Source organism: Leclercia adecarboxylata (assembly GCF_006171285.1).
In the GTDB taxonomy this organism is placed as follows: domain Bacteria; phylum Pseudomonadota; class Gammaproteobacteria; order Enterobacterales; family Enterobacteriaceae; genus Enterobacter; species Enterobacter barmai.
This window is the reverse complement of sequence record NZ_CP040889.1, coordinates 4812938-4836264: the sequence shown is the minus strand read 5'-3', so window position 1 is coordinate 4836264 and position 23327 is coordinate 4812938. Positions and strand designations below refer to the sequence as shown.

Below are 23327 nucleotides of genomic sequence, written 5' to 3'. Positions count from 1 at the left end.
TCCTCCATCCCTCCTTTCTCTGAACATTAAGAAATTGAATGGAAGATTTAACTCTACGTTATTTTGACGCCGAGATGCGCTACCTGCGCGAAGCGGCAAAAGAATTTGCTCAGACACACCCCGACCGGGCAGCAATGCTGGACCTGGATAAAGCAGGCACCCCCGATCCCTACGTTGAACGTCTGTTTGAAGGCTTTGCGTTTTCCGTTGGTCGCCTGCGTGAAAAGATTGATGACGACCTGCCGGAGCTCACCGAAGGTCTGGTCAGCATGTTATGGCCCCACTATATGCGAACCATTCCGTCTCTCTCGGTGGTGGCCTTCAGCCCGGACGTACCGTCAATGAAAATGGGTGAGGTGGTACCTGCTGGCCTGGAAGTCACTTCCCGTCCGGTAGGACCAAAAAATACCGTCTGCCGTTATCGCACGACTCAGGAGGTGACGTTAAATCCACTTTCTTTATCCGATGTAGTGATGACCACGGAACCGGATGGACGCTCAGCCTTGCGGATACGCTTTACATGCAGCGGCCAGGCTGACTGGTCGCAGGTCAACCTGCGTCGCCTGCCATTGTATCTGGGAGAGGATACCGTGCCGGGGAGCGCACTGCACTTGTGGCTAACCAAGCGACAGGCCGCGATGTACCTGCGCCTGCCAGGGCAGACGGACAGGATTAGGCTTGACGGTTACTTTTCGCCGGGCGGATTTGGTGAAGAAGATCGTCTTTGGCCGAAGGGGGAGAGTGCTTTTAGCGGCTATCAACTGCTACTGGAGTATTTCACCTTCCGCGAAAAATTTATGTTCGTGCACCTGAACGGTCTTGAAAACCTCGCGCTTCCGGCAGGAATGCCGTATTTCGATATCGAGATAGTGTTTAGCCAGGAGTGGCAGAGTGATTTACCCGTGACAGACAGCACTCTGCGTCTGCACTGCGTACCGGTGATTAACTTATTTACCCTGGAAGCTGATCCGCTGACCATCAGTGGGCTGGAAAACGAATACCTGCTTCGCCCTAAACGCCTGCAGGACGGTCATACCGAAATTTATTCTGTTGACAGCGTAATGGGGGCCGGGCGATCGGGTGATGCGCGTTATGTGCCGTTTACCAGTTTCCGTCATCGGGGAGGAATGATGCGCCATCATGCGCCGGAGCGGTACTACCATACCCGCGTCAAGCGCGGTGTTACCGGAATGCACGACACCTGGCTAATACTGGGCGGGGGGCAGTGGGGAGATGAACGTCAACCGGAGCGGGAGACGGTCTCCCTGCGAATCACCGGCACGAATGGCCAGTTGCCTCGCCGGGCGCTTCAAAGCACGCTCCTGGACCGTTGCGAACAAGTTTCAGAAACGCCACTTACCGTGCGTAATCTTTGCAAACCTACATTACCCGCCTGGCCACCCGCGGAAGACCGCTTTCACTGGCGAGTGATGAGCCATCTTGGCACCCGGTTTCTTAACATGATGAGTAGCGCAGACGTGCTGCGCGGCACGTTGTCTCTTTACAACTGGCGGGAAGATGAACTGAATAATCGGCGTCTGGATGCCATTCTTGATGTCAGGCATCACCGCATTCAGCGTTTTGAGGGAGGATTCCTGCAGCGCGGGTTAGATATTGAAGTGACGCTCGACAACAGTGGCTTTACCGGTGAAGGTGATATTCATCTTTTCGGCGAAATGCTTAACCGCTTTTTCATGCTGTATGCCGATATGAACCAGTTTAACCAGCTCACGCTGATTATTCAGCCAGAAGGGAAATGTATCCGGTGGAAAGAGAATCACAGTTCGCGCCTGCCCGGCTGATGGAACCACTGCGGCCATACCTGCCGTACATGAATTTTTACCGCTTTGGCCAGCTGCTGGAGCAAAACCAGCCAAAGGCGCCGGTGCCAGGTAGTGGTTGGCAGGTACGCCAGGAGCCTGTACGTTTCAGACCGCATCCCGGAATGGGCTTTCCTGCCGGGGAAATCCGAGGGATGACCGACTCTGAGCCGGAGCACGAACATTTACCGCCCTCGGTGAATGTCACCTTTATGGGGCTGTACGGCGTGGAATCGCCTCTGCCCACTCACTATATCGATGATATTGCGCAGAAAAGAGAGGGCTGGGAAGGAACCTGCGATTTTCTGGATATTTTCAACCATCGACTTATTACGCAGTATTACCGTATCTGGAGAAAATACTCATATCCGGCGACCTTTGCCCCGGGCGGAACGGATAACACCTCACAGTATCTTCTGGGTCTGGCGGGGCTGGGTATACCGGGCTGTGCGGCAACGGCCGGCACGCCATTGTCGCGTTTTCTGGCGCTTCTGCCGGTGATGCTGCTGCCGGGCCGCACGACAGAGGGAGTTTCAGCGCTGGTTCAGCTTCTTGCGCCGGAGAGTCGCGCACAAGTCCACTACTACGATCGCTGTCGTGTTCCGCTGAAAAAACAGCTCACGATGAACTTGCAGCAACCAGTCAGCCTGAAAAACCGTCCCGTTATGGGGACTCACGGCACGGATGTTAACGGCCAGGTATTACTGCGACTGTCCACAAGTAACATTGATGAAGCTCGCGGCTGGCTGCCCGGCGGCGAGCTGTATGGCGACCTAATGTCGTTACTGCATGTTTATCTGGGAGCGCATCTTGATGTGCGGTTGCAGCTTTGTGTGCCGAGATATCTTCTACCGGATGCTCAACTAGCGTGCAATGAAAATTATGCCGTACAGCTTGGACGAACAGCGGTATTACGGCCGCTGAGTCTGCAAAAAAATAAAAATGACATTATCACTATTAATCTGGGGCGTTATCAGCGCGTCCGGGAAAATATTCACCGAAAGGAGATCGATGAAGATGGCGACTATCGCTGGTAAACCCCCCGCAACGCTGTTGGCATTAATGCTTGCAGCGGCCTTATCCGGCTGTGGTCTGACGCAAACAGTGAAAGACGGCGCTATGTCAGTCACACACTCCATTTTTTACAAACAGGTTAAAACTCTTCATCTTGATCTTCAGGCCCGGGAAGGGGTGAACAACAATGCGAAAGGCGCATCACTTGCGACGGTGGTGCGTATTTATCAGCTTAAGGATCGGAAGGCATTCGACAGCACTGATTACCCGTCACTTTTTTCAGATGACAGCCAGGCTATCAAATCCGACCTGGTTGTTGAAAAGGACATCTGGCTGCGACCTGGTGAGTCGGTGACGCTTGATATGCCGATGGAGGAAACCACTCAGTTTGTAGCAGTGGCAGGGATGTTTATGGAGCCGGACCAGGTGAACAACACCTGGCGACTGGTGCTCACTCGCGACGATCTCGATCCCGACAAGCCACGCATCATTGAAGCCAGCAATAATCGGCTGACGATGCGAGCGATTAAGGAGGACTAATATGCCCCGTCCTTCTCTGTATGAAATGCTGTATGGCAATTTTTCCGGAGGTCTTGATCTTCACCGCGTAAGCGGGCAAAACCAGGTCATTCTCTCTGTGCTGGATAATATGCAGCGTATTCTCAACTGTCGCGCCGGTACGCTGGCGCATCTCCCGGATTACGGCCTGCCGGATATGACCAAAATTCTTCAGGGGATGCCGGGTTCAGCGCATCAGCTGATTACCATACTATCTGCGGTACTGCTGAAATATGAGCCGCGCTTAAGCAGGGTCACGGTGGTGATGCTGGAGCAGGCGCAGCCAGGTGAACTGCGCTACGCAATTGATGCAGAACTCAAAGGCATCGGCCTTGTACGCTACGGCACCGAGTTCATGCCCGAGGGCAGGGTGCTTATCCGCCACCTTAAACAACAGCAGTATCTGGATGCCCGCTCCGCAATTTAGCCCTTCTTCAGACTGAAAATATTATGACAACACCTTCTGAGCGCCCCTATAAAACCGGGGGCGATCCGCGCACGCTTGCGGACTATGTCGCCCTACGTAATGAAATGAATAAGCTGACGCATCCGGCGCGTCCGGATGTGAACTGGCAGCATGCGGAAAAACTGAGCCTGACCCTGTTTGAACATAACGGCGTGGATCTGCAAACCGCTGCATGGTACACCCTGGCACGCGCACACCTGGCCGGGCTGAATGGGCTGAACGATGGCCTGGCGCTCGTCACCGCCTTAGTCACCCGGGAGTGGGACAATGTGTGGCCGCAGCCACTGCCTGCCCGAATAGAAATCCTCAATACGCTGAGCCAAAGGCTGCAGCGGGTTCTGCGAACGCTGGACCTGACGCATGCCGACCTCATTCAACTGTCTCAGGCAGAGGAGCACATGAATGTGCTGGACCATGCATTAGCGTGTCTGGACGTGGCGCGTGTCAGCCAGCTCGATACCCTGCGCGTGCAGACGCATAACGCGGCGGTACGATTGGGAAATAGCGATGGGATGGATAACATGCCCCCTGCAGGCGTTGCCGTGCCGGCTGAAAATACGAATGAGCCGAATGCGCAGGTTACGTATGAGCCTGTCGCAAAGCCTCAAGCTCTGCCAGCATCTCCATCACCCGGGAAGCCCTGGAAGCCTTTTGCCGCCGGTATGATGACCATGTTGGTGGTGGGGGGGATCCTGACAGGGGGATGGCGGGCAATGCATCAACCCGATCCTGTAGAGAAGCCGCTTACCTCGTTACCCACTGCGCTTTCTACTGAGCAGTTGCAGACGTTGCAACCGTCTCCTCAGTCAGCTGAGAGTGGAATTCTTCAGACACAGCAGCAACTGGCACGGTTAATAGCCTTAAAGCCAGACTGGTCTTTAAGCTATGGCGATAACCTGGTGCAGCAGGCGCTCAGGCTCTGGCCGGAGCAAGGAAAAAGCCTGGCGCAGCAGTGGCAGCAGCAGAAGGTGGCTATTACCCTGGCACCGGAAAATCTGACCGGCTGGCATCAGGGGTTAACGCAGCTTGAACAACTGGCGGCCCGGCTTAACGCGCTGGATGAGCAGAAGGGCAAATACATGACCGTGAGTGAACTGAAATCGGCGGTTTTTGCCATTCAACAATCGCTTAACCGTACCGTTCCTGCCGAGGAGCAGTTGCGCCAGCTCTCCGTTACTCCCCCCGGGCAAGCCAGCACCGCCGCCCGTTATAACCAGCTGGAACAGCATCTGCAGCAGCTGATTGCTTCTTATGCTGCGCTGAAACATGCCCCGGCTGAATAAAGTCTGTTTGGGGCAAACAGAAAATTACAGGGACGACAGCGTGTCAGCCAGAGAGCGTTTCTTTAAAAAAGTGCAGCACAATAGTGCCAGCGTGTCGCCAGGCAAGAATTCGGTTGAGGCAGAAGTCAGGGTATTCTGTTCACGAATGAACGACCTTGCACGGCAATTAAGTCAGTGGTTTTCAGGGTCCACGATTGAAGTGACGTTTTCGACCAAACATATCCATGACCTGAGCACGGTTGGCTACAGCCTGAGTAGCGGAATATGCCGCTACGACATCACTACCATCCGCTTACAGAACGGAGACCGTAGCGTCACTATTCTCCCGGAGCAGCTCTGTCATAGTACAGAGACGGGGCTTGTGACGATGCGAGTCGAGGCTTACGGCATCACTCAGGTGTTTTATCTGAGCATGGCGCCGGATACTGGCTGGTTTATCCGTCGGGAGCATCAGAGCGCAAAAGACAATGTCATCATGACCGAAGAGCATTTTTTTGAAGCTGTCGACAGGCTGGCCTGATTATTCAGAAGTGATCTTATCCTTTGCGGCAAAATTCGGGATCCGTTTATTGTGTCTGCCAGAGCATGGCCCTGACTATATAAACGGTTTGCTTTTATTTCATCTTTTCCGGTACGGCATTTAAAAAGTTTATTACATGGAGTGGTAATTATGATTCTGACGGATACGCTTTTAAATATTACCAGCACAACCTCTAACCATTATCAGCTGCATATTCCTTCCTGTATTTCCTCTCTGGATATCCAGGAATTCAGCGGCATGGAAGGCCTGAGTCGACTTTATTGTTACGACATCATTTTTACCAGCACAAATAAGTATCTTGATGCTGCCGAATTCCTGAGTAAGCCCGCCAGTCTGACGATGGGAGCGGGGCTGCCGGAAAGCCTGACAAAGCAGAAAAGTGTCCATGGTATTATCACAGATTTCAGACGAATATCCGGTTCCGCCGACCAGACGATTTACCGTATCAGCCTGAAACCCTTCCTCTCCCTGTTGAATAAACAATTCCGCTCCCACCGTTTCTTTGTCAATAAATCCGTGCCGGAGGTCGTGGAGCAGGTACTGCAGGAGCATGGTCTGCACGGCTGGGAATATGAGTTCAGTCTTGAACAAACCTACCCGAAACGGGAGCAGATAAATCAGTACCAGGAGAGCGACCTTACATTCATCCAGCGTCTGCTGGCGGAGGTGGGAATATTCTATTTCTTCACCCTGCAGGAAGAGGCGCAGAGCGAGGTGGTTCATTTTGCCGATGCACAGCGGGCGTTGATACCCGGCAAACGGCTGCCGGTGAACAGTCCGTCCGGGATGAGCGACAGCGGGGTTGAGTCGGTATGGAGCCTTAACGTCACACACAACGTAGTGGAGGCGAACGTCACCGCCAGGGATTACAACCACCGAGATGCACAGAGCGTGCTTCAGTCTGCCCCTGCAGACATGACCCGTGGGGACGGCGAGGGGAGAACTTATGGAGAGGTGTACCACTACAAGCTGCGTCATCTGGAGCGTGGGGATAAGATTGAACCGCAGGCCGAAACCGCCAATTTTTACGCCCGCCTTGATCACGAACGCTTTCTGGCAGACCAGACGCTGATTACGGGTATCAGCAATTCTGCAACGCTTGCCCCCGCGCAGGTACTCACCATTACCGACAGCCTGCCACCGACCCTGCCAGCGCCACTACAGGAGCCGGTTATCATCACCGGCCTGGTATTTACCGCCACCCGCAGGGATGCACTGCGGGTAAGCGTGCAGGCTGTGCCCTATAGCGAAATGGTGTGCTGGCGTCCGCCTTTACTTCCGCGTCCGAAGGTAACCGGAACCATGACGGCCAGGGTGACCAGCGCGAAAGCAAATGATATCTACGCCTGGCAGGATGCATCTGGCCTTTACCGGGTAAGGTTTGACGCCGACCGGGACAGTAAGTCGCAGGGGCAAGAGAGCATGCCGGTGCGGCTGGCTAAGCCCTACGGCGGGGACGTTTACGGCTTTCACTTCCCGCTTATCCAGGGCACGGAGGTGGCGATTGCATTCCACGAAGGTGACCCGGACCGGCCTTATATAGCCCATGCCCTGCATGACTCCCGCCATGTCGACCATGTCACGGAGAAGAACAGCACTCGCAACGTGATCCGCACCCCGACGAATAACAAACTGCGAATGGAGGACAAAAGGGGCGAGGAGCATATCAAGCTCAGCACCGAGTACGGCGGTAAGACACAGTTAAACCTGGGTCACAATGTCGATGCCTCAAGGGTAATACGGGGAGAAGGCTTTGAACTGCGTACCGATCGGTGGGGATCCATCCGAGGTGGAAAGGGAATTTTCATCACCGCCGATAAACAGCCTTCAGCTGGCGGCAAAATACTGGAGATGCAGGATACCCTGGATCGGCTTAAACAAGCGGGCGAAGAGATGGACTCGCTGTCTCGTGATGCCCAGTCCGCAAAAGCAGATCCAGCACAGGTAGATCAACAGTTGGCGTTTATGCGCGAACAGATCGACCAGCTTAAGGAGGCTGTCGCCATTTTGAGTGCGCCGAAGGGTATAGCAGTAACCAGCGGCAAGCACCTGCAACTGGCTGCGAACCGTAATTTTATACTCAATGCCGGGGAGGATGCAGACGTAGGGGTGATGAAGCGGCTGTTTATTGGTGTCGGTGAAGGGCTGAGCCTGTTTGTACGTAAGTTGGGTATTAAACTTATCGCGAATCAGGGGCCAGTGGCGATTCAGGCGCAGAATGATGAACTGCAAGTACTGGCGCGTAAAGGACTTGAAATTGTCAGCACCGAGGACGAAATCCATATTGTGGCCAAAAAGAAGATCATCATTAATGCGGGAGGAAGTTATATCGCGCTCGATCCCTATAAAATTGAATGCGGCACAAAAGGTGATTTTGAAATAAAAGCGGCAGATTTTATGTTCAGTGGGCCCGCCTGTATGAACGCCGCGCATCCGGATTATCCCCCACTGCAAAAGAACATTAGTCAGCCGCTTAATTTAAAAGTAATACAGGCCCCTAATATGCCAGAGGGCAGTTGGGCCGGTATGCCTTATACCCTTTATGCTGATGGTGCACCCTTACTGAAAGGCGTCATCGATGAAAGCGGACAGATACCGATTGACCATCAGGTTGTGACGCGAAATTACAAATTAGAGCTGGCAAATGGTGTCAGTTACAAGATTCCAGTAGTCGAAGCCTATAACAATCCGCAGCAGGGACAACTCGCCAATCGAGGCTTTCACAACCATACCTCCCTGGTCGACGCTGATATTAACTCGCCTGCCTCGCATACAGAGCATCGTAATCTTAATGCCGAATTAATTGATGGCCCCAGCAATAAGGAAGAAAGCTAATGCGCCAGACCGATATTATTACGCCCGTTGCCACGGTTGACACCCGTCAGTGTATGATTAGCTCACCCTGGTTTGTTCAGGAAACAGAATACCCGCCAGCACTGGCGACATATAAGCCTCTGGTAAATGGAGAAGAAGCTTTTGCTGCGGTTCATCATGCAATCGCTAATGCGCAGAAAACGGTGGATATTATTTGTTGGGGATTCCAGCCTTCAATGTATTTTATTCGCAATGGTAAAGAACCTTGTATTGGTGAACTGCTGATAAATATTGCGCGTGAGAAAAATGTCCAGGTACGTATTCTTGGATGGGAGGCACCCTTTAATACCGCTGGACTTGCGGATGAAGCCAACCTTCCAGGAAAAGGGATACTACGTATTAAGGATCGAGCGGGTCAGAGTGCGACCGAAAAGCAGTATGCTTATGATCGTGCGTGGTTTTCTGAACATTCATACAGTGATGATCTCCTGGAAATCAGTGGGCCACTCAGCAAAAAAATAAAAAAGATAAACAAATTTACAATGAACCCACTTTTTGTGGGGCGCGGCTTTGATAAATCTGACCGTGCTGAGATTGCCTGGCGGGCTAAATATCAGGCTCTTGATAAGGGACTGAGTGCAAAAACCGTGAGCATAATGGCAGGCGCGCCATCACATCACCAAAAGACGGTGCTGGTTGACTACGAATTACCGGAACACGCTGTGGGTTTTGTAATGGGGCATAATATGCTCGATGAGTACTGGGATAAGGACGCGCATTCTTCACAACATCGAGCCGGCAGTCAGGATCCCTGGGGACCACACGAAGACGCGAGTGGTTTTTTACCCCGACAGGATATTTCCAGCCAGGTCACGGGGCCAATTCTGGAGCATCTGCATGAGAATTTTGCAAAAGCATGGCGTAAGGAAACGGGGGAAGATCTTCTCTCCCTGCGTAATGCCAGGGCAGTAGGAAAAATGCTCAAGCCCCGGGAAGAATATGGGACCCCCTTAATTGCTCAGCTTTTGCGAACACAACCGCAGGAGAATAAACGCGACATTGAAAAGCTCTATATGCAGGTGGTGAAAAATGCCACGCAATATATTTATATAGAAAACCAGTATTTCCGCTGGCCCCCTCTGGCGGAGGTTATCAAAGAGGTGGCACGCGTTCAGGCAGAGCAAGGACGCAAGCCGGAAGAACATGGCTCATTACACTTATTTGTCATTACCAATGTCACAGAGGGAGGGATTGGGGCAGGTAAGGTCAATACCCAGAGGATGCTTGAGAGTCTGGGGCGAGCGGATACTATACCTGGCTTGACCAGGCAGAGAATGATCGAAAAAATTAAACAAGAAAACCCTGCTAACCATGCCTCTCTCGCCTGGTCTCGCGATCCTGCAACGCAGGAGCGTATCAGTGAGGACTATATTCGTAGGCAACGCGAGTATGAAGCAAAACTCAAGCAAGCCGAAGAGTTAAAAGATAGCGATATTCAAATGGTGCCCATGCCTGGCTTGAAAATACATATCTGTTCACTGGTCGCAAAGGATTCTCCTTCTACAAATTGGATGCCGGTGTATGTCCATTCTAAGTTAATGATCGTTAATGATGTTTTTACAACGCACGGATCGGCGAATATCAACACACGAAGTATGCAGGTCGACAGTGAAATGAATATTGCGCACGAGTGGGGGAGTGTGTCAAAAGACTTGAGGCGGCGATTATGGAATCTGCATACGGATGGCAAAGGAGCGCAGGACAATGCGGCTGATGCTTTTGATGCCTGGGGGTATATTCTTGGGGACAATAAAAAGCGTCAGCAAAATAAACATGAACCCGCTACTCCTTTGATCGCATTTCATTACACAAACAATGAACTAAAGGATTTAGACTGATGCGGCAGATTATATTGTTATGCTGTGTAATGCTGTTGGCGACCTGTCATTACACCGTAATGTCTTCTGAAAAAATGGATAAAAAGGACTTATCTATGAAACCACTCTCCGAAACTCAAGCTCGACTGGCATTTACCTGTATTCATGAAAACATTCCTGACGCGCCCGCAGATACGGATGTGCTGTTTAAATATGCCCGCTGGCTACAGAAAAATAATCAGCTCAAACAGGACAAAAAAGTTGATACGGAAATTGCGCGTCTGTACCGCATCGCGGCAGAAAATGGGCACTATAAAGCCAGCATTAACCTGCAGAACGGGTCCTTGCGTGGGCAGTTTTCACTGAGCAGTCATGAACGCTTTCGCCTGAGTCAGCGGCTGACAGAGGCGGGAGTGGCAACGGGGTATTATTTTACCGCCATCTATCTGCAGCACGGGGCTGCCGGTTTGCAGCAGGATAATGAACTGGCCCTGCGTTATTACCGTAAGGCTGCGGATGAGGGTAACGCCCAGGCGCAGGCGTATGTGGGGGATAAACTGGCGCCAGTAGACATGGCACCGGATATTGCTCGACAGATGCTTCGCTGTGCCGCTGAACAAGGGGAAGGCAAAGCAGCCGGGGAACTTGGTATTGATATGAAAATCAACAAACGATACCAGGATGCACTTGAAACTTTTCAGTTGGGTATTACTGCAGGGGATACTACATCAGCTCTTGCATTAACGCACGGTTTTGAAGGTCCCAACCCAGATGATGAACTGTATTATCTGGGGCAGAAGGCCGATCCGGAACGTGCCCGGCGTTACAGTGTGATTAGAAAAATCCTGAGCGACTACTCCTATGCCAGCCCGGTTGTCCCCGAAATCAACGATATCGTTCCGTTACCGCCAGCGCCGCTCCCGGAATGGGACGGCAGGATTAAGTGGGTGGAGGAGCGTAAGGCGAATGTGATGCCGCCTAAACCCAGCGAAGCCCTGATAGCCGAACTGGCCAGGGCGAAACAGCTTAACCCGGCGACGGGCAGGCCGCTGCCCGAATCCCCTGATTTCGAAAAAGGTAGCGTGGCGTATCTGCTGTGCCGTAGCGGTGAGCCGTGCCCGAAAAGTGGTTACTGGCAGCCGGCATGGATACCCCATGACGGCACTGCGGATAACGCCATCCGCTATTTCCGCGAGGGCGCGGTTATGCCGACGCAGACGGTGGAGATATTTCGCCCGCGCGTCTGGCCTCTGGAGGACACCTGGCTCCGGGAAGAACGGCAGATTGAGTGGCGACGGGTAGGCGAAGCCTGACACTGCTGGCACTGGCTTACAGACCGCTGACATCATGAAAAGGGAGAAAACAATGAAAAGGACAGCGATATTTGCAGGGCTTCTTCTGCTGGCAGGCAGTGTTCAGGCTTCAACAAACAGAAATATCCCCCTCAATCCGCTCTCTGGCAGCAGTCTCAGGCTGGCGTTTACCTGCAAACATGAAACTATCCCTGACGCACCTGCGGATACGGATGTGCTGTTTAAATATGCCCGCTGGCTACAGAAAAATAATCAGCTCAAACAGGACAAGAAAGTTGATACGGAAATAGCGCGTTTATACCGAATTGCGGCAGAGAATGGGCACTATAAAGCCAGTATCAACCTGCAGAACGGGTCCCTGCGTGGGCAATTTTCACTTAGCAGTCATGAGCGCTTTCGCCTGAGTCAGCGGCTGATTGAGGCTGGAGTCGCGGCAGGTTACTACTTAACTGCTGTCTATCTGGATCATGGGTCTGCTGGTCTAAAGCAAGATTCAGAACCGGCCCTGCGTTACTATCGTAAGGCGGCGGATGAGGGTAACTCTCAGGCTCAGGCATATGTGGGGGATAAACTGGCACCTGTGGATATGGCTCCGGATATTGCTGACCAGATGCGTTATTGTGCCGCAACCCAAGGAAATGGAGTGGCAGCTGGTAAACTGGGCGTTTACTTGCAGGATGAAAGTGACTACCAAGAGGCGTTAGAAATTTTTCAGCTTGGAGTGGCTGGTGGCGACAGCATTTCGGCTCTTGTATTAACGCACGGTTTTGAAGGTCCCGACCCAGATGATGAACTTTATTATCTGGGCCAGAAGGCAGATCCAGAACGTGCCCGTCGTTATAAAGTTATCAGTAAAATCCTGAGCGACTACTCCTATGCCAGCCCGGTAGTCCCCGAAATCAACGATATTGTTCCGTTACCGCCAGCACCGCTCCCGGAATGGGACGACAGGATTAAGTGGGTGGAAGAGCGTAAGGCGAATGTGATGCCGCCTAAACCCAGCGAAGCCCTGATAGCTGAACTTGCCAGGGCGAAACAGCTTGACCCGGCGACGGGCGGACCAATTCCCCCTCCCACCGGACCCTAAGCTATACCCTGTACCCCATCAATGAGAAATGCACTTTTCATATCATAAGTAGTTCATATCAAACGTTACATAGGTTCTCTTACCGAACAGCCTTCGGGATCCCATTCCCGCAACTCTACAAGGACGAAAGACTATGAAAGGAATTATTCGCCTGGGCGATACGCATACCGGCGGAGGCAAAGTGTTGACTGGCTCAACTCATATGAGATTTGCCGGTATTGCAGTGGCAAGGTTAGGTGATTCTGTCAGTTGCCCAATAATTGGCCACGGTATTACTGTTATTGTCGAAGGGCACCCGACATTTAAGGATCATGGTATCCCCGTCGCGTTTCATGGACACCGCTGTGCTTGTGGTTGCACGTTAATTTCAAGCCTGCCACAAGCGACGGTACGTTAAAGATGGCTATAAATCTGAAAAGCATTCTACCGCTTGCCGCCCAGCCAGCCTTACCCAGATGGTGGTTGTGGCTTTTGTTACTCGTGGGCGGAGTATTAGTCGGGACGGGTTGGACAATATTCAGCAACCAGGGAAAGACAGAGGTCAACGCAACTGAATTTTGGGAAACGACGCTCATTTTTCCTGTTTTGTTCTGGTTGAGCCTGCTGACGGTACGTCTCCTCTGGTTCCGGGGCACACAGGCAGTAGCGTCCGGTATTAACGAAGAACGTGAACGGCTTCTTCAGCATGAAACTCAAAAAGGTCGACGTTCCCTGAGTGTACTTGGTGTTAGCTTGCGTAGCGCACTTGTTGTGGTCAACTAAAACTGGCCACCGCGTTAGAGTTTTTCCAGTATCGGTTTTCTGATTCGTTTGGTGGTAACCCACCATTATATTCGTGCGGTCTTAGTGCGCTGTAATATCCAACGATATAGTCCGTTATTGCGTGAGCTGCATCGCTGAAGCTTACATAGCCCGTCGCTGGCACCCATTCGTTCTTCAGACTCCTGAAGAAGCGCTCCATTGGGCTGTTATCCCAGCAGTTTCCACGCCGACTCATACTCTGCCTGATCCGGTATCGCCACAGTAACTGCCGGAACTGCCTGCTCGTATAATGACTGCCTTGATCGCTGTGGAACATCACCCCGACGGGCTTACCACGGGTTTCCCATGCCATTTCCAGTGCTTTCATGGTAAGCCTGCTGTCCGGCGAGAACGACATGGCCCAGCCCACTGGTTTTCTTGCGAACAGGTCGAGAACAACGGCGAGGTACGCCCAGCGCTTACCCGTCCAGATATAGGTCACATCACCGCACCACACCTGATTTGGTTCCGTTACGGCGAACTGTCGCTCAAGATGATTCGGGATAGCAACGTGCTCATGACCGCCACGCTTATACCGGTGAGTCGGCTGCTGGCAACTGACCAGCCCCAGCTCTTTCATGAGTCTGCCAGCAAGCCAGCGCCCCATCTGGTAGCCTCTCTGGGTTGCCATTGTGGCGATGCTTCTTGCTCCGGCAGAGCCGTGGCTGATGCCATGCAGTTCAAGTACCTGGCTGCGTAATACAGCCCGTCTGCCGTCTGGCTTTTCAGGACGGTTTTCCAGTATTTGTAGCTGCTGCGATGGACCCCGAACACATGGCAGAGAGTGGCCACAGGATAACGCGCCCTGAGTTTCCCGATTATCGAGAACTGTTCAGGGAGTCTGACATCAAGAGCGCGGTAGCCTTTTTTAATATTTCATTTTCCATTTCAATACGTTGTAGCTTTTTCCTGAGCTCACGGATTTCAATTTGTTCCGGGGTAATGGGGGAGGCTTTTGGTGTTTTTCCCTGCCGCTCATCACGTAATTGTTTCACCCATCGCGTCATTGTGGAAAGGCCGACATCCATAGCGCTGGCTGCATCTGCCACGGTGTAATTCTGGTCAACGACCAGTTGAGCGGATTCGCGTTTAAACTCTGCGCTGAAATTTCTTTTTTTCATTATGGCACCTGTGTTGTTCTGAGGTGAGCATATCACCTCTGTTCAGGTGGCCAAATTCAGTAAACCACTTCAACTGCGTGAACCTGACGATAAAGAGGGTCAAAAGCAAAAAAATGCTATGCGGGATAACGTCCAGGCCTTAAAAACCCAGGCCTCCTGGCAAAGTGATGAAGGCGTACGGCATAGTCGGTTAGTTCGTATTGATGGTGAGACAGTAGAACAATTGTTGAGCCGAGAGTTAAGTCATACTCTGGAGGCGCTAAGTCATGTACTGGCAACTCTGGCAGCCGAAGTGCCCCTGACAGTGGTTGTGGAGAATAGCAGTCATTTATCTGACAATCAGCTACAGGCAATCTGGCAACAGAGTTGGACTGCCAGTCATATACGCCAACCGGTGACGTATCTCGAAGGAGGCGGACTTGAGGTGGTGGATCAATGGCTGGATAACCCTATGAACGATCCGTCATTGTTACTGGTTGTGGCAGTTCAGCTTGAACCTGTCCAGATTGAGGGTTCTGCTGAAGCAGTGGTGGGTTTATTACTAAAGAGTAGGGTTGCTGGCCTGACTTCATTAGCGACCTTACACCGACCGGAGCAGGCCCGGGGCATAAGTAATCAGGATTTCCATTATGCCCTCGAACGAGCCTTTGACTGGGTGCCAATTCCTGCCAAAAAAGTTTTTGATGGCTGGCTGGTGGGGGTGAATGCAAAGTGGAGTCCAGCCATCGCCACTGGTTTAACGGCATTGTCGTGCCCGATAAATGTTGGCCAGAACCTGCATAATCTGGATTGCAGCCTCGGTTATCCTGGCCCTGCAGCACCCTGGTTGGCTATCGCATGTGCAACTGAGCAAAGTGCCTGCGGCAAACCGCAGCTGATCGTAAGCGGAGATGGTCATACCGACGGGCCATTATGGGTCACACTTGTGACGCCTGCTTCTGAACAGCAGAGGAATAAAGAGCACAAAGATGTCGACAGGCTGGCCTGATCCGCCAGCCTGTCTAAACTTGCCTCTTACTTCTGCAACACCTCAGCGAATTTCGCCAGCCATTGCGGATGGGCAGGCCAGGCCGGAGCAGTAACCAGATTGCCGTCGACGTGCGCCTGGTCAATACCGATATCGGCATACTCTCCGCCGCTGAGTCGAACTTCCGGCGCGCAGGCAGGGTAGGCGCTACAGGTTCGACCTTTCAGGACGCCAGCAGCGGCCAGCAGTTGCGGGCCGTGGCAAACGGCGGCAATCGGCTTACCGGCCTGGTCAAAAGCTCGCACCAGTTCAAGCACCTTCTCATTAAGACGCAGATATTCCGGCGCGCGTCCGCCAGGAATTAACAGGGCGTCGTAATCCGCTTCCTTCACCCCGGTAAAATCGGCGTTGAGAACAAAGCGGTGCCCGGGCTTCTCGCTGTAGGTCTGGGCCCCGTCGAAATCATGGATCGCCGTCATGATATAATCGCCTTTAGCCTTATCAGGGCAGACCGCGTCAACCTGATGGCCAATCATCTGTAATGCCTGAAAAGGCACCATAGTTTCGTAATCTTCAGCGTAATCCCCGACCAGCATTAAAATCTTCTTGCTCATCATCATCACTCCTCACGCAATAAACTGAAAAACAGATGACACCGGCAGGCAGTGTCAGGCCGCCAGCACTTTGTTACGACCATCATTTTTGGCGCGATACAGCGCATCGTCCACACGCTTAAACAGCTCGTCGATGCTTTCATCCGGGTTATGCCGCGCAACGCCAATACTCACAGTAAAGCGGGGCAGACCGGGAATGGCAATGCGGGCGATGGCCGCGCGCAGGGTCTCTGCGATCTGCATCGCTGCATCCAGAGAGGTGCGGGGCAGCAGCAGCACAAACTCCTCACCTCCCCAGCGGAACACGTAATCGTCTTTCCGACTACAGCTTTCCAGCGTCCGTGCGAGGGCAATTAATACTTCGTCGCCTTTCTGATGCCCGAACACATCGTTGATACCCTTAAAATGGTCAGTATCCACCAGCAGCAGGCTGAACTCCTGCTGGGCCGGGAGATGGTTCGGTGAGGTATTATCGGTGAGATTATAAAACTGACGGCGGTTGAGCAGGCCGGTTAATGAGTCGCGCAGCGCGGCGTGTTCAAGCTCCTGCTCAAGACGTTTTTGCTCAATGATATCGTGAATAATGCAGAGCATCAGTTTATCGCCGTAGATCTCAATCGGCCCGGCATAGGTTTGTACGTGTCGGGTGGAGCCGTCGGCAAGGCGATGGATAAAGTTGAGCGGCTTATGGCCGCCGGGCAGACGCGCAATCTCCATCATCACCGGCATAATGTTGCGCCCAAGGGTGTTGATCTCCCAGGTGTGCTTGCTGCACATTTCTTCATGGATATAGCCGTAAAAGTTGAGGGCTGCGAGATTGGCATCCACGATCAGGCCGTCCCGGGCGGGATCGATTAACAGCATTGGCGCGCTGTTAGTCTGGAAAAAGCGGGCGTAAAAGCCCTGTTTCTTGCGCTGATAGGTGCCTGAACGGGTGGCCTTGAGGCCCGTTACCGGCTGCCGCGCCATCCCTTCAAAGACAATCACCTCGCCGAGAGTGTCAAAAACGGCCAGCGAGAGGCGACACGTGAGGCTTGTCTGCTGGCGATCCGCCACCACGCTCCAGACTTCAATAATTTCCTGACGGGCTTTTAAATCCGGCACGTACATCGCAAGTGTCGCCTGGGCATGGGCCGAGCAGACACCTTTACGCAGCATGTCCAGTGTCGCATCCTGCATAATCGTTTTGGCTGCCGTATTGGCGAACAGCACATCCTCCGTTACCGGGGATACTAACCATACGGGCGTTTTAAGCATATCCAGTGCATCAAACCCTGAAGGCGACATAGCTCATCTCATTTATCGTCAAGCGAAATACCGGAAGGCCACGACGGAGCGGCACACGCCGGGTTCTTTGAAACATACTCCACTTCATCCGCTCGGGCAGAATTTTTTTGTGATATCAGCGTGAATTTCGTATTAATTTTACCAACTGGAACAGTTTTATTCGCCACTACGCCCGGAGCTATCTATTTAATTCAGTATCGGATCGCTGATATGAAAACATTAATATTATTTTGCATTGAGAGAAGAAATAACCCGCGTCATGCTATTTAAGCAGGGCTAAATACCACACCTCGGAACAGCTATGCAGCTTAAGTATAAAGGTTAATTGGCATTGTTAAGCATATAATCCGTAAAAAGAGCTGGGTGAGCAATGATTCAGGTGGAACACCCATTCGCACAGGGAGATCAGGGTTTATATTCTGCCTTAAGATAAACCATGGAGTGAATGTCATTAATAGTTTGTCTCTACGAAATGTAAGTGAAAAAATAAAAACTGAATGCTATATAGTTGTTACCTTCTGAAAATAGCGTTGTAGGATCTATTATGCTTAGAAATATAAGTGTGAGGACTTTTATTCTGAGTTATCTGGTAGTTGTGTTTTTGGTAATTGATGGACTGGTAGTATTTTTAGCGCCACAAATGTCTTTGTTAATATTACTTAACTGTTTATTTGTCATCACATGGGGTTTTCTCGGCGTTGTTGCTCAAATCAGGGAACTATCCCGCAGTTTGGTGATCTGATCTCTTAGGTTCACCACCGGGAGCGCCAGATGGGCAAGTCCAAGCACAAGATCAGCAACTGGAAACAGTACAACCAAGCCTTGGTGCAACGTGGTTCGTTGACCGTCTGGATGGATGAGCAAGCCATCCAGCAGTGGCATTGCCAGACCCATCATGGCCGCCGAGGGCGAGGCTTCCATTACAGCGACTCCGCCATTGAAACCGCGCTGATGCTCAAGGCGGTATTCAAGCTACCGCTGCGTGCCTTGGAAGGCTTCATCAACTCGCTGTTCCAGCTGATGAATGTGCCCTTACAGTCGCCGGACTACAGCTGTATCAGCAAGCGCGCCAAGACGGTCGAAATCAAGTACCGCCTACCGAGCCATGGCCCAGTAGCTCACGGTCATCGATGCCACCGGACTCAAGGTCTATGGCGAGGGCGAATGGAAAATTCGCAAGCACGGCAAGGAGAAACGCCGCGTCTGGCGCAAGCTTCACGGCCGTAGATGCGGCGACCCATGCCATCGTCGCAGCCGAAGTCAGCGAAACGGTGGGCGATAACGAGGTGCTGCCCACGCTGCTCAACCCCTTGCGCCGCAAGATAGAACAAGTCAGCGCCGATGGTGCCTATGACACCAAAGCCTGTTATGCCCTACTACAAAAGAAGGGCGCCAAGGCCACCATACCGCCGAGAAAAAATGCGGCATTCTGGAAGACAGGCCATCCACGCAACGAGGCGGTTGCCGCGCTCAAGGCAGGAGAGCTGGAGCAATGGAAAAAGGACTCTGGCTATCATCAGCGCTCGATAGCTGAGACCGCCATGTATCGCTTCAAGCAGCTCATCGGTCCGAAACTGAGTCTGCGGAGCTACAACGCCCAGGTGGGTGAGATCCTGGCTGGGGTAAAAGTCATGAACAAGGTCATAGGGCTTGGTATGCCCATTCGGCAGGCCGTCAACTAAGCCCGCCCGGCGGGTTGGGGAGCGAGTATCCGACTTTGGATTTGATCAACAAGGCCGGTTTTCTCTGGCTTTACATGACTCAGTACCTGGTCGTGCCAATCAATACGGTGAAGAAGAGTATCGAAGAGGTGGTCTCTGGCAATCTGGGCGTCACTATCCCGGAATTTGGTAACAACTGCGCTGGCAGACTGATCCCGGGCATCAACACGCTGTCGAACAATCTCGCTACCCTGGTGCGCGAGATCCGCTCGTCATCCCATACCGCGATGACGCTTTCCGAACAACTCGCCGCCCGCAGCACGGCGCTGGCTTCTAAAACCGAGCTGCAGTCTGCGTCTCTGATCCAGACCTCCGCCAGCATGGAACAGATGGCCGCCACCACCAAAAATACGGCGGACAACACTCGTCTCGCCAATCAGAAAGCCAGTGTCGCAACACATCAGGCTAAAAAAGGCGGCGAACTGATGGGGCAGGTTGCCAACAACATGCACTCCATTACTGAATGCGCCCAGCAGATGACGGAGATTATCACCCTGATTGACGGCATTGCGTTCCAGACCAACATCCTGGCGCTGAATGCGGCGGTCGAAGCCGCCCGGGCTGGCGATCATGGTAAAGGCTTTTCCGTTGTGGCGGGGGAAGTACGCAGCCTGGCGCATCGGAGCGCCGAAGCGGCCAAAAATATCAAATCCCTGATCGACGTCACCAGTAGCAACGTCAGTCAGGGGGCGATGGTAGTGGCGGAAGCCGAAAAGAACATGCATGAGATCGTCAGCGGCTCCGGGCAGGTCAGCAAACTGATGGACGAAATCTCCACTTCCACCTACGAGCAGGAGAGGGGCATCGCACAAATCACCCAGGCGCTGAGCGATCTGGAGCAGGTGACCCAGAGCAACGTGGTCATGGTAGAGGAGCTATCGGGCTCATCGGCCGTACTGAAAAATCAGGTCGTTGAACTGCAAACACGCACCCGCAACTTCCATCTCGAACCGGGAGCCTCTGCGCCCATGTATGACGGGCGAAGCTATCCCGCCCGTGCCTGACAATAAAGCCTGGTTCGCCAGGCTTTTTTTACGCGCTACAGGGTTCAGGAATAGTCTCTTTTATGAATAAATTCAGCGCGATGCCGGGGGAAAGTGTTGCTTAAGCTGGCAGTCTGGCTAGACTGACAGCAATGAACAGCTACTGGCGGAGGCGCTGTGGAAGGCATAAAAGGATCGGAAGTTAACGTTCCTGACGCAGTTTTTGCGTGGGTACTGGATGGTAAAGGCGGAGCAAGGCCGCTCACCGACGATGACATTATCGATCAGCAGCATCCTTGCTGGCTGCACCTGAACTACACCCACCCGGAGAGCGCCCACTGGCTGGCCTCGACGCCGTTATTACCCAACAACGTGCGCGACGCGCTGGCTGGCGAGAGCCTCCGTCCTCGGGTCACCCGCATGGGCGAGGGGACGTTAATTACGCTGCGCTGCATTAACGGCAGCACCGATGAGCGGCCGGATCAACTGGTGGCGATGCGCCTCTATATGGACGAGCGGCTGATTGTCTCCACCCGGCAGCGAAAAGTGCTGGCGCTGGACGATGTCATCGGCGATTTAAAAGAGGGCACCGGTCCGCAGGATTGCGGCGGCTGGCTGGTGGATGTCTGCGACGCGCTCACCGATCACGCCAGTGAGTTTATTGAAGAGCTGCACGATAAAATTATCGACCTGGAAGACAATCTCATCGACCAGCAGATACCGCCCCGAGGCTTTCTGGCGTTACTGCGCAAACAGCTGATTGTTATGCGCCGCTACATGGCGCCCCAGCGCGATGTCTATGCCCGGCTGGCAAGTGAACGGCTGCCGTGGATGAGCGACGATCAGCGCCGGAGAATGCAGGATATCGCCGAGCGGCTGGGACGCGGGCTGGATGAAATTGATGCCTGTATCGCCCGAACGGCAGTCATGACCGACGAAATCGCCCAGGTGATGCAGGAGTCGCTCTCCCGCAGAACCTACACCATGTCGCTGATGGCGATGGTCTTTTTGCCCAGCACCTTCCTGACCGGCCTGTTCGGCGTCAACCTTGGGGGCATCCCCGGCGGCGATTTCCGCTTCGGCTTCTCGCTGTTTTGCATCATGTTAGTGGTATTGATTGGTGGTGTTGCATGGTGGTTACATCGCAGTAAATGGCTGTAAATTTACATTTTTTTGACGTCATAACATTCTTAAAACGCCATTTTAATTGAGCGAAGTCAAAAAACGATTTACCCATAAGGTGCAATATCTCTCCCGCAGGTGAATGCAACGTCAAGCGATGGGCGTTGCGCTCCATATTGTCTTACTTCCTTTTTTGAATTACTGCATAGCAAAATTGATTCGTACGACGCCGACTTAAATAAGTCGGCTTTTTTTTGCCTGCAATCCAGCAGCGACTACCCTAAAAGAGACCAACGCGTTTTCTGGAGGGTAATATGGCCATGCTCTTAACACTGCTGCTGCAACAAACGCGGCTATCGGACCCGGTGCCTACCGATCCGGTGCCCGTTCCCGATCCTATCCCACGCCCGCAGCCGATGCCGGATCCACCGCCTGATGAAGTGCCGATTAAAATGTCGCATCCGAGGCAGAGATCTGCGAGGATACGCGCCTGCTGACTGTGAGTCTTTTACCGCGAGAATAACTGTGACTGCTTTTTCAACGCTGAACGTACTGCCTGCCGCCCAACTCGATAACCTTAACGAGTTGGGTTACCTGACGATGACCCCTGTACAAGCTGCCGCGCTGCCAGCGATCCTGGAAGGACGCGACGTCCGTGTGCAGGCCAAAACCGGCAGTGGTAAGACGGCTGCCTTTGGCCTTGGGCTGTTGCAGCAAATTGACGCCACGCTGTTCCAGACGCAGTCCCTGGTGCTCTGCCCGACGCGCGAGCTGGCGGATCAGGTTGCGGGTGAGCTACGTCGGCTGGCGCGTTTTCTGCCGAACACCAAAATTTTAACCCTGTGCGGCGGACAACCCTTCGGCGCGCAGCGTGACTCTCTGCAGCATGCCCCGCACATTATCGTTGCCACGCCCGGGCGCTTGCTCGATCACCTGCAGAAAGGCACGGTCTCTCTTGATGCGCTGCAAACCCTGGTGCTGGATGAAGCCGACCGCATGCTGGATATGGGCTTCAGCGACGCCATTGATGAAGTGACCCGTTTTGCGCCGCCAACACGTCAGACGCTGCTCTTCTCCGCCACCTGGCCAGAGGCGATCGCCGCCATCAGCGGTCGCGTGCAGCAAAATCCGCTTGCCATCGAAATTGATTCCGTCGACGCGCTGCCGGCCATTGAGCAGCAGTTCTTCGATACCACCCAGCGTGGCAAAATCCTGCTGCTGCAAAAGCTGCTCAGCATTCATCAGCCTGCCTCCTGCGTGGTGTTCTGTAACACCAAAAAAGATTGTCAGGCGGTGTGTGATGCCCTGGCCGAGGCGGGCCAGAGCGCGCTGGCGCTGCATGGCGACCTGGAACAGCGCGATCGCGATCAGACTCTGGTGCGTTTCGCCAACGGCAGCGCCCGCGTGCTGGTTGCCACTGACGTCGCCGCCCGCGGTCTGGACATCAAATCCCTGGAGCTGGTAGTAAACTACGAGCTGGCCTGGGATCCGGAAGTGCATGTTCACCGTATTGGCCGTACCGCGCGTGCCGGTAACAGCGGTCTGGCGATCAGCTTCTGCGCGCCGGAAGAGGCCCAGCGCGCCAATATCCTGGCCGAGATGCTGCAAATTAAGCTGAACTGGGTGGATGCCCCGGCAAACGTCAGCATTACGCCGCTGGCAGCAGAGATGGCAACCCTGTGCATCGACGGCGGTAAAAAAGCCAAAATGCGTCCGGGCGATGTGCTGGGTGCGCTGACCGGGGATATTGGCCTGGACGGTGCGGATATCGGTAAAATCGCCGTGCATCCTGCGCACGTGTATGTGGCGGTGCGTCAGTCTGTGGCGCAGAAGGCGTGGAAACAGCTGCAAAACGGTAAGATCAAAGGCAAAAACTGCCGGGTTCGTCTGCTGAAATAAGCGGGCGGGAGAGCGTCTCAGCCTTCACGCTGAGACGCT

At 53.2% G+C, this 23327-nt stretch carries 19 protein-coding genes and 2 pseudogenes; 18 read left to right on the top strand and 3 right to left on the bottom strand.

Annotated elements, in window-relative coordinates; genetic code table 11:
* The first annotated feature begins 38 nt into the window (after window positions 1-38).
* The 12 genes from tssF to FHN83_RS24805 all read left to right on the top strand — a co-directional run bounded on the left by tssF (window position 39) and on the right by FHN83_RS24805 (window position 13535).
* A complete protein-coding gene (gene tssF / locus FHN83_RS24860) occupies window positions 39-1802 on the top strand; it encodes a type VI secretion system baseplate subunit TssF (RefSeq protein WP_139565289.1) in 1764 nt (587 codons plus the stop codon).
* On the top strand, window positions 1802-2857 hold the full coding sequence (gene tssG / locus FHN83_RS24855; RefSeq protein WP_139565488.1) for a type VI secretion system baseplate subunit TssG: 1056 nt from the start codon (window positions 1802-1804) through the stop codon (window positions 2855-2857). The genes tssF and tssG overlap by 1 nt, the downstream gene beginning before the upstream one ends.
* Window positions 2838-3374: a type VI secretion system lipoprotein TssJ gene (tssJ, locus tag FHN83_RS24850; protein WP_176556530.1), complete on the top strand. Its 537-nt coding sequence runs from the start codon at window positions 2838-2840 to the stop codon at window positions 3372-3374. The genes tssG and tssJ overlap by 20 nt, the downstream gene beginning before the upstream one ends.
* 1 nt (window position 3375) lies before the next feature.
* Window positions 3376-3819, top strand: a complete 444-nt coding sequence (gene tssE, locus FHN83_RS24845; protein WP_139565287.1) for a type VI secretion system baseplate subunit TssE — start codon at window positions 3376-3378, stop codon at window positions 3817-3819.
* Between the two features lie 23 nt (window positions 3820-3842).
* Window positions 3843-5141, top strand: coding sequence for a VasL domain-containing protein (locus FHN83_RS24840; protein ID WP_139565286.1), 1299 nt, complete (start codon window positions 3843-3845; stop codon window positions 5139-5141).
* A 40-nt stretch (window positions 5142-5181) separates the two neighbouring features.
* Window positions 5182-5661 (top strand): hypothetical protein, encoded by a 480-nt coding sequence (locus FHN83_RS24835; RefSeq protein WP_139565285.1) that lies wholly within the window; start codon window positions 5182-5184, stop codon window positions 5659-5661.
* A gap of 150 nt (window positions 5662-5811) precedes the next feature.
* Complete coding sequence (locus tag FHN83_RS24830) at window positions 5812-8517, top strand: type VI secretion system Vgr family protein (protein ID WP_139565284.1); 2706 nt, start codon at window positions 5812-5814, stop codon at window positions 8515-8517.
* Window positions 8517-10394: a phospholipase D-like domain-containing protein gene (locus tag FHN83_RS24825; RefSeq protein WP_139565283.1), complete on the top strand. Its 1878-nt coding sequence runs from the start codon at window positions 8517-8519 to the stop codon at window positions 10392-10394. Before FHN83_RS24830 ends, FHN83_RS24825 begins: the two co-directional genes overlap by 1 nt.
* Before the next feature lie 95 nt (window positions 10395-10489).
* Window positions 10490-11686, top strand: a complete 1197-nt coding sequence (locus FHN83_RS24820) for a sel1 repeat family protein (RefSeq protein WP_255296475.1) — start codon at window positions 10490-10492, stop codon at window positions 11684-11686.
* Between the two features lie 52 nt (window positions 11687-11738).
* Window positions 11739-12773, top strand: a complete 1035-nt coding sequence (locus tag FHN83_RS24815; RefSeq protein WP_139565281.1) for a sel1 repeat family protein — start codon at window positions 11739-11741, stop codon at window positions 12771-12773.
* 133 nt (window positions 12774-12906) lie between these two features.
* Entirely contained in the window at window positions 12907-13170 is a 264-nt protein-coding gene (locus tag FHN83_RS24810) for a PAAR domain-containing protein (protein ID WP_139565280.1), read from the top strand.
* A gap of 2 nt (window positions 13171-13172) precedes the next feature.
* Window positions 13173-13535 (top strand): hypothetical protein, encoded by a 363-nt coding sequence (locus tag FHN83_RS24805; protein ID WP_139565279.1) that lies wholly within the window; start codon window positions 13173-13175, stop codon window positions 13533-13535.
* On the opposite strand, the pseudogene FHN83_RS24800 reads toward FHN83_RS24805, so the two are convergent.
* Window positions 13528-14695, bottom strand: a pseudogene (locus tag FHN83_RS24800) (IS3-like element ISEc52 family transposase). The gene FHN83_RS24805 and the pseudogene FHN83_RS24800 overlap by 8 nt on opposite strands.
* A gap of 46 nt (window positions 14696-14741) precedes the next feature.
* Here FHN83_RS24800 and FHN83_RS24795 point away from each other — a divergent pair.
* Window positions 14742-15683, top strand: a complete 942-nt coding sequence (locus FHN83_RS24795) for a hypothetical protein (RefSeq protein WP_139565278.1) — start codon at window positions 14742-14744, stop codon at window positions 15681-15683.
* Window positions 15684-15709: 26 nt separating this feature from the next.
* Here FHN83_RS24795 and FHN83_RS24790 read toward each other — a convergent pair whose 3' ends face one another.
* A complete protein-coding gene (locus FHN83_RS24790; protein WP_139565277.1) occupies window positions 15710-16276 on the bottom strand; it encodes a DJ-1/PfpI family protein in 567 nt (188 codons plus the stop codon).
* Between the two features lie 54 nt (window positions 16277-16330).
* The gene (locus tag FHN83_RS24785) at window positions 16331-17563 is read right to left on the bottom strand and encodes a sensor domain-containing diguanylate cyclase (protein WP_139565276.1); all 1233 of its coding nucleotides are present in this window, start codon (window positions 17561-17563) and stop codon (window positions 16331-16333) included.
* A gap of 771 nt (window positions 17564-18334) precedes the next feature.
* Here FHN83_RS24785 and FHN83_RS24780 point away from each other — a divergent pair.
* From FHN83_RS24780 to dbpA, 5 genes and pseudogenes are all read left to right on the top strand, one after another.
* A pseudogene (locus tag FHN83_RS24780) lies at window positions 18335-19245 on the top strand (IS5-like element ISEc35 family transposase).
* Between the two features lie 74 nt (window positions 19246-19319).
* Window positions 19320-20288, top strand: a complete 969-nt coding sequence (locus FHN83_RS24775; RefSeq protein WP_139565275.1) for a methyl-accepting chemotaxis protein — start codon at window positions 19320-19322, stop codon at window positions 20286-20288.
* A gap of 156 nt (window positions 20289-20444) precedes the next feature.
* Entirely contained in the window at window positions 20445-21428 is a 984-nt protein-coding gene (gene zntB, locus FHN83_RS24770; RefSeq protein WP_039028494.1) for a zinc transporter ZntB, read from the top strand.
* Window positions 21429-21709: 281 nt separating this feature from the next.
* On the top strand, window positions 21710-21886 hold the full coding sequence (locus FHN83_RS29045; RefSeq protein ID WP_419146399.1) for a hypothetical protein: 177 nt from the start codon (window positions 21710-21712) through the stop codon (window positions 21884-21886).
* 28 nt (window positions 21887-21914) lie between these two features.
* Complete coding sequence (gene dbpA, locus FHN83_RS24760) at window positions 21915-23288, top strand: ATP-dependent RNA helicase DbpA (RefSeq protein ID WP_139565273.1); 1374 nt, start codon at window positions 21915-21917, stop codon at window positions 23286-23288.
* Window positions 23289-23327: the final 39 nt, after the last annotated feature.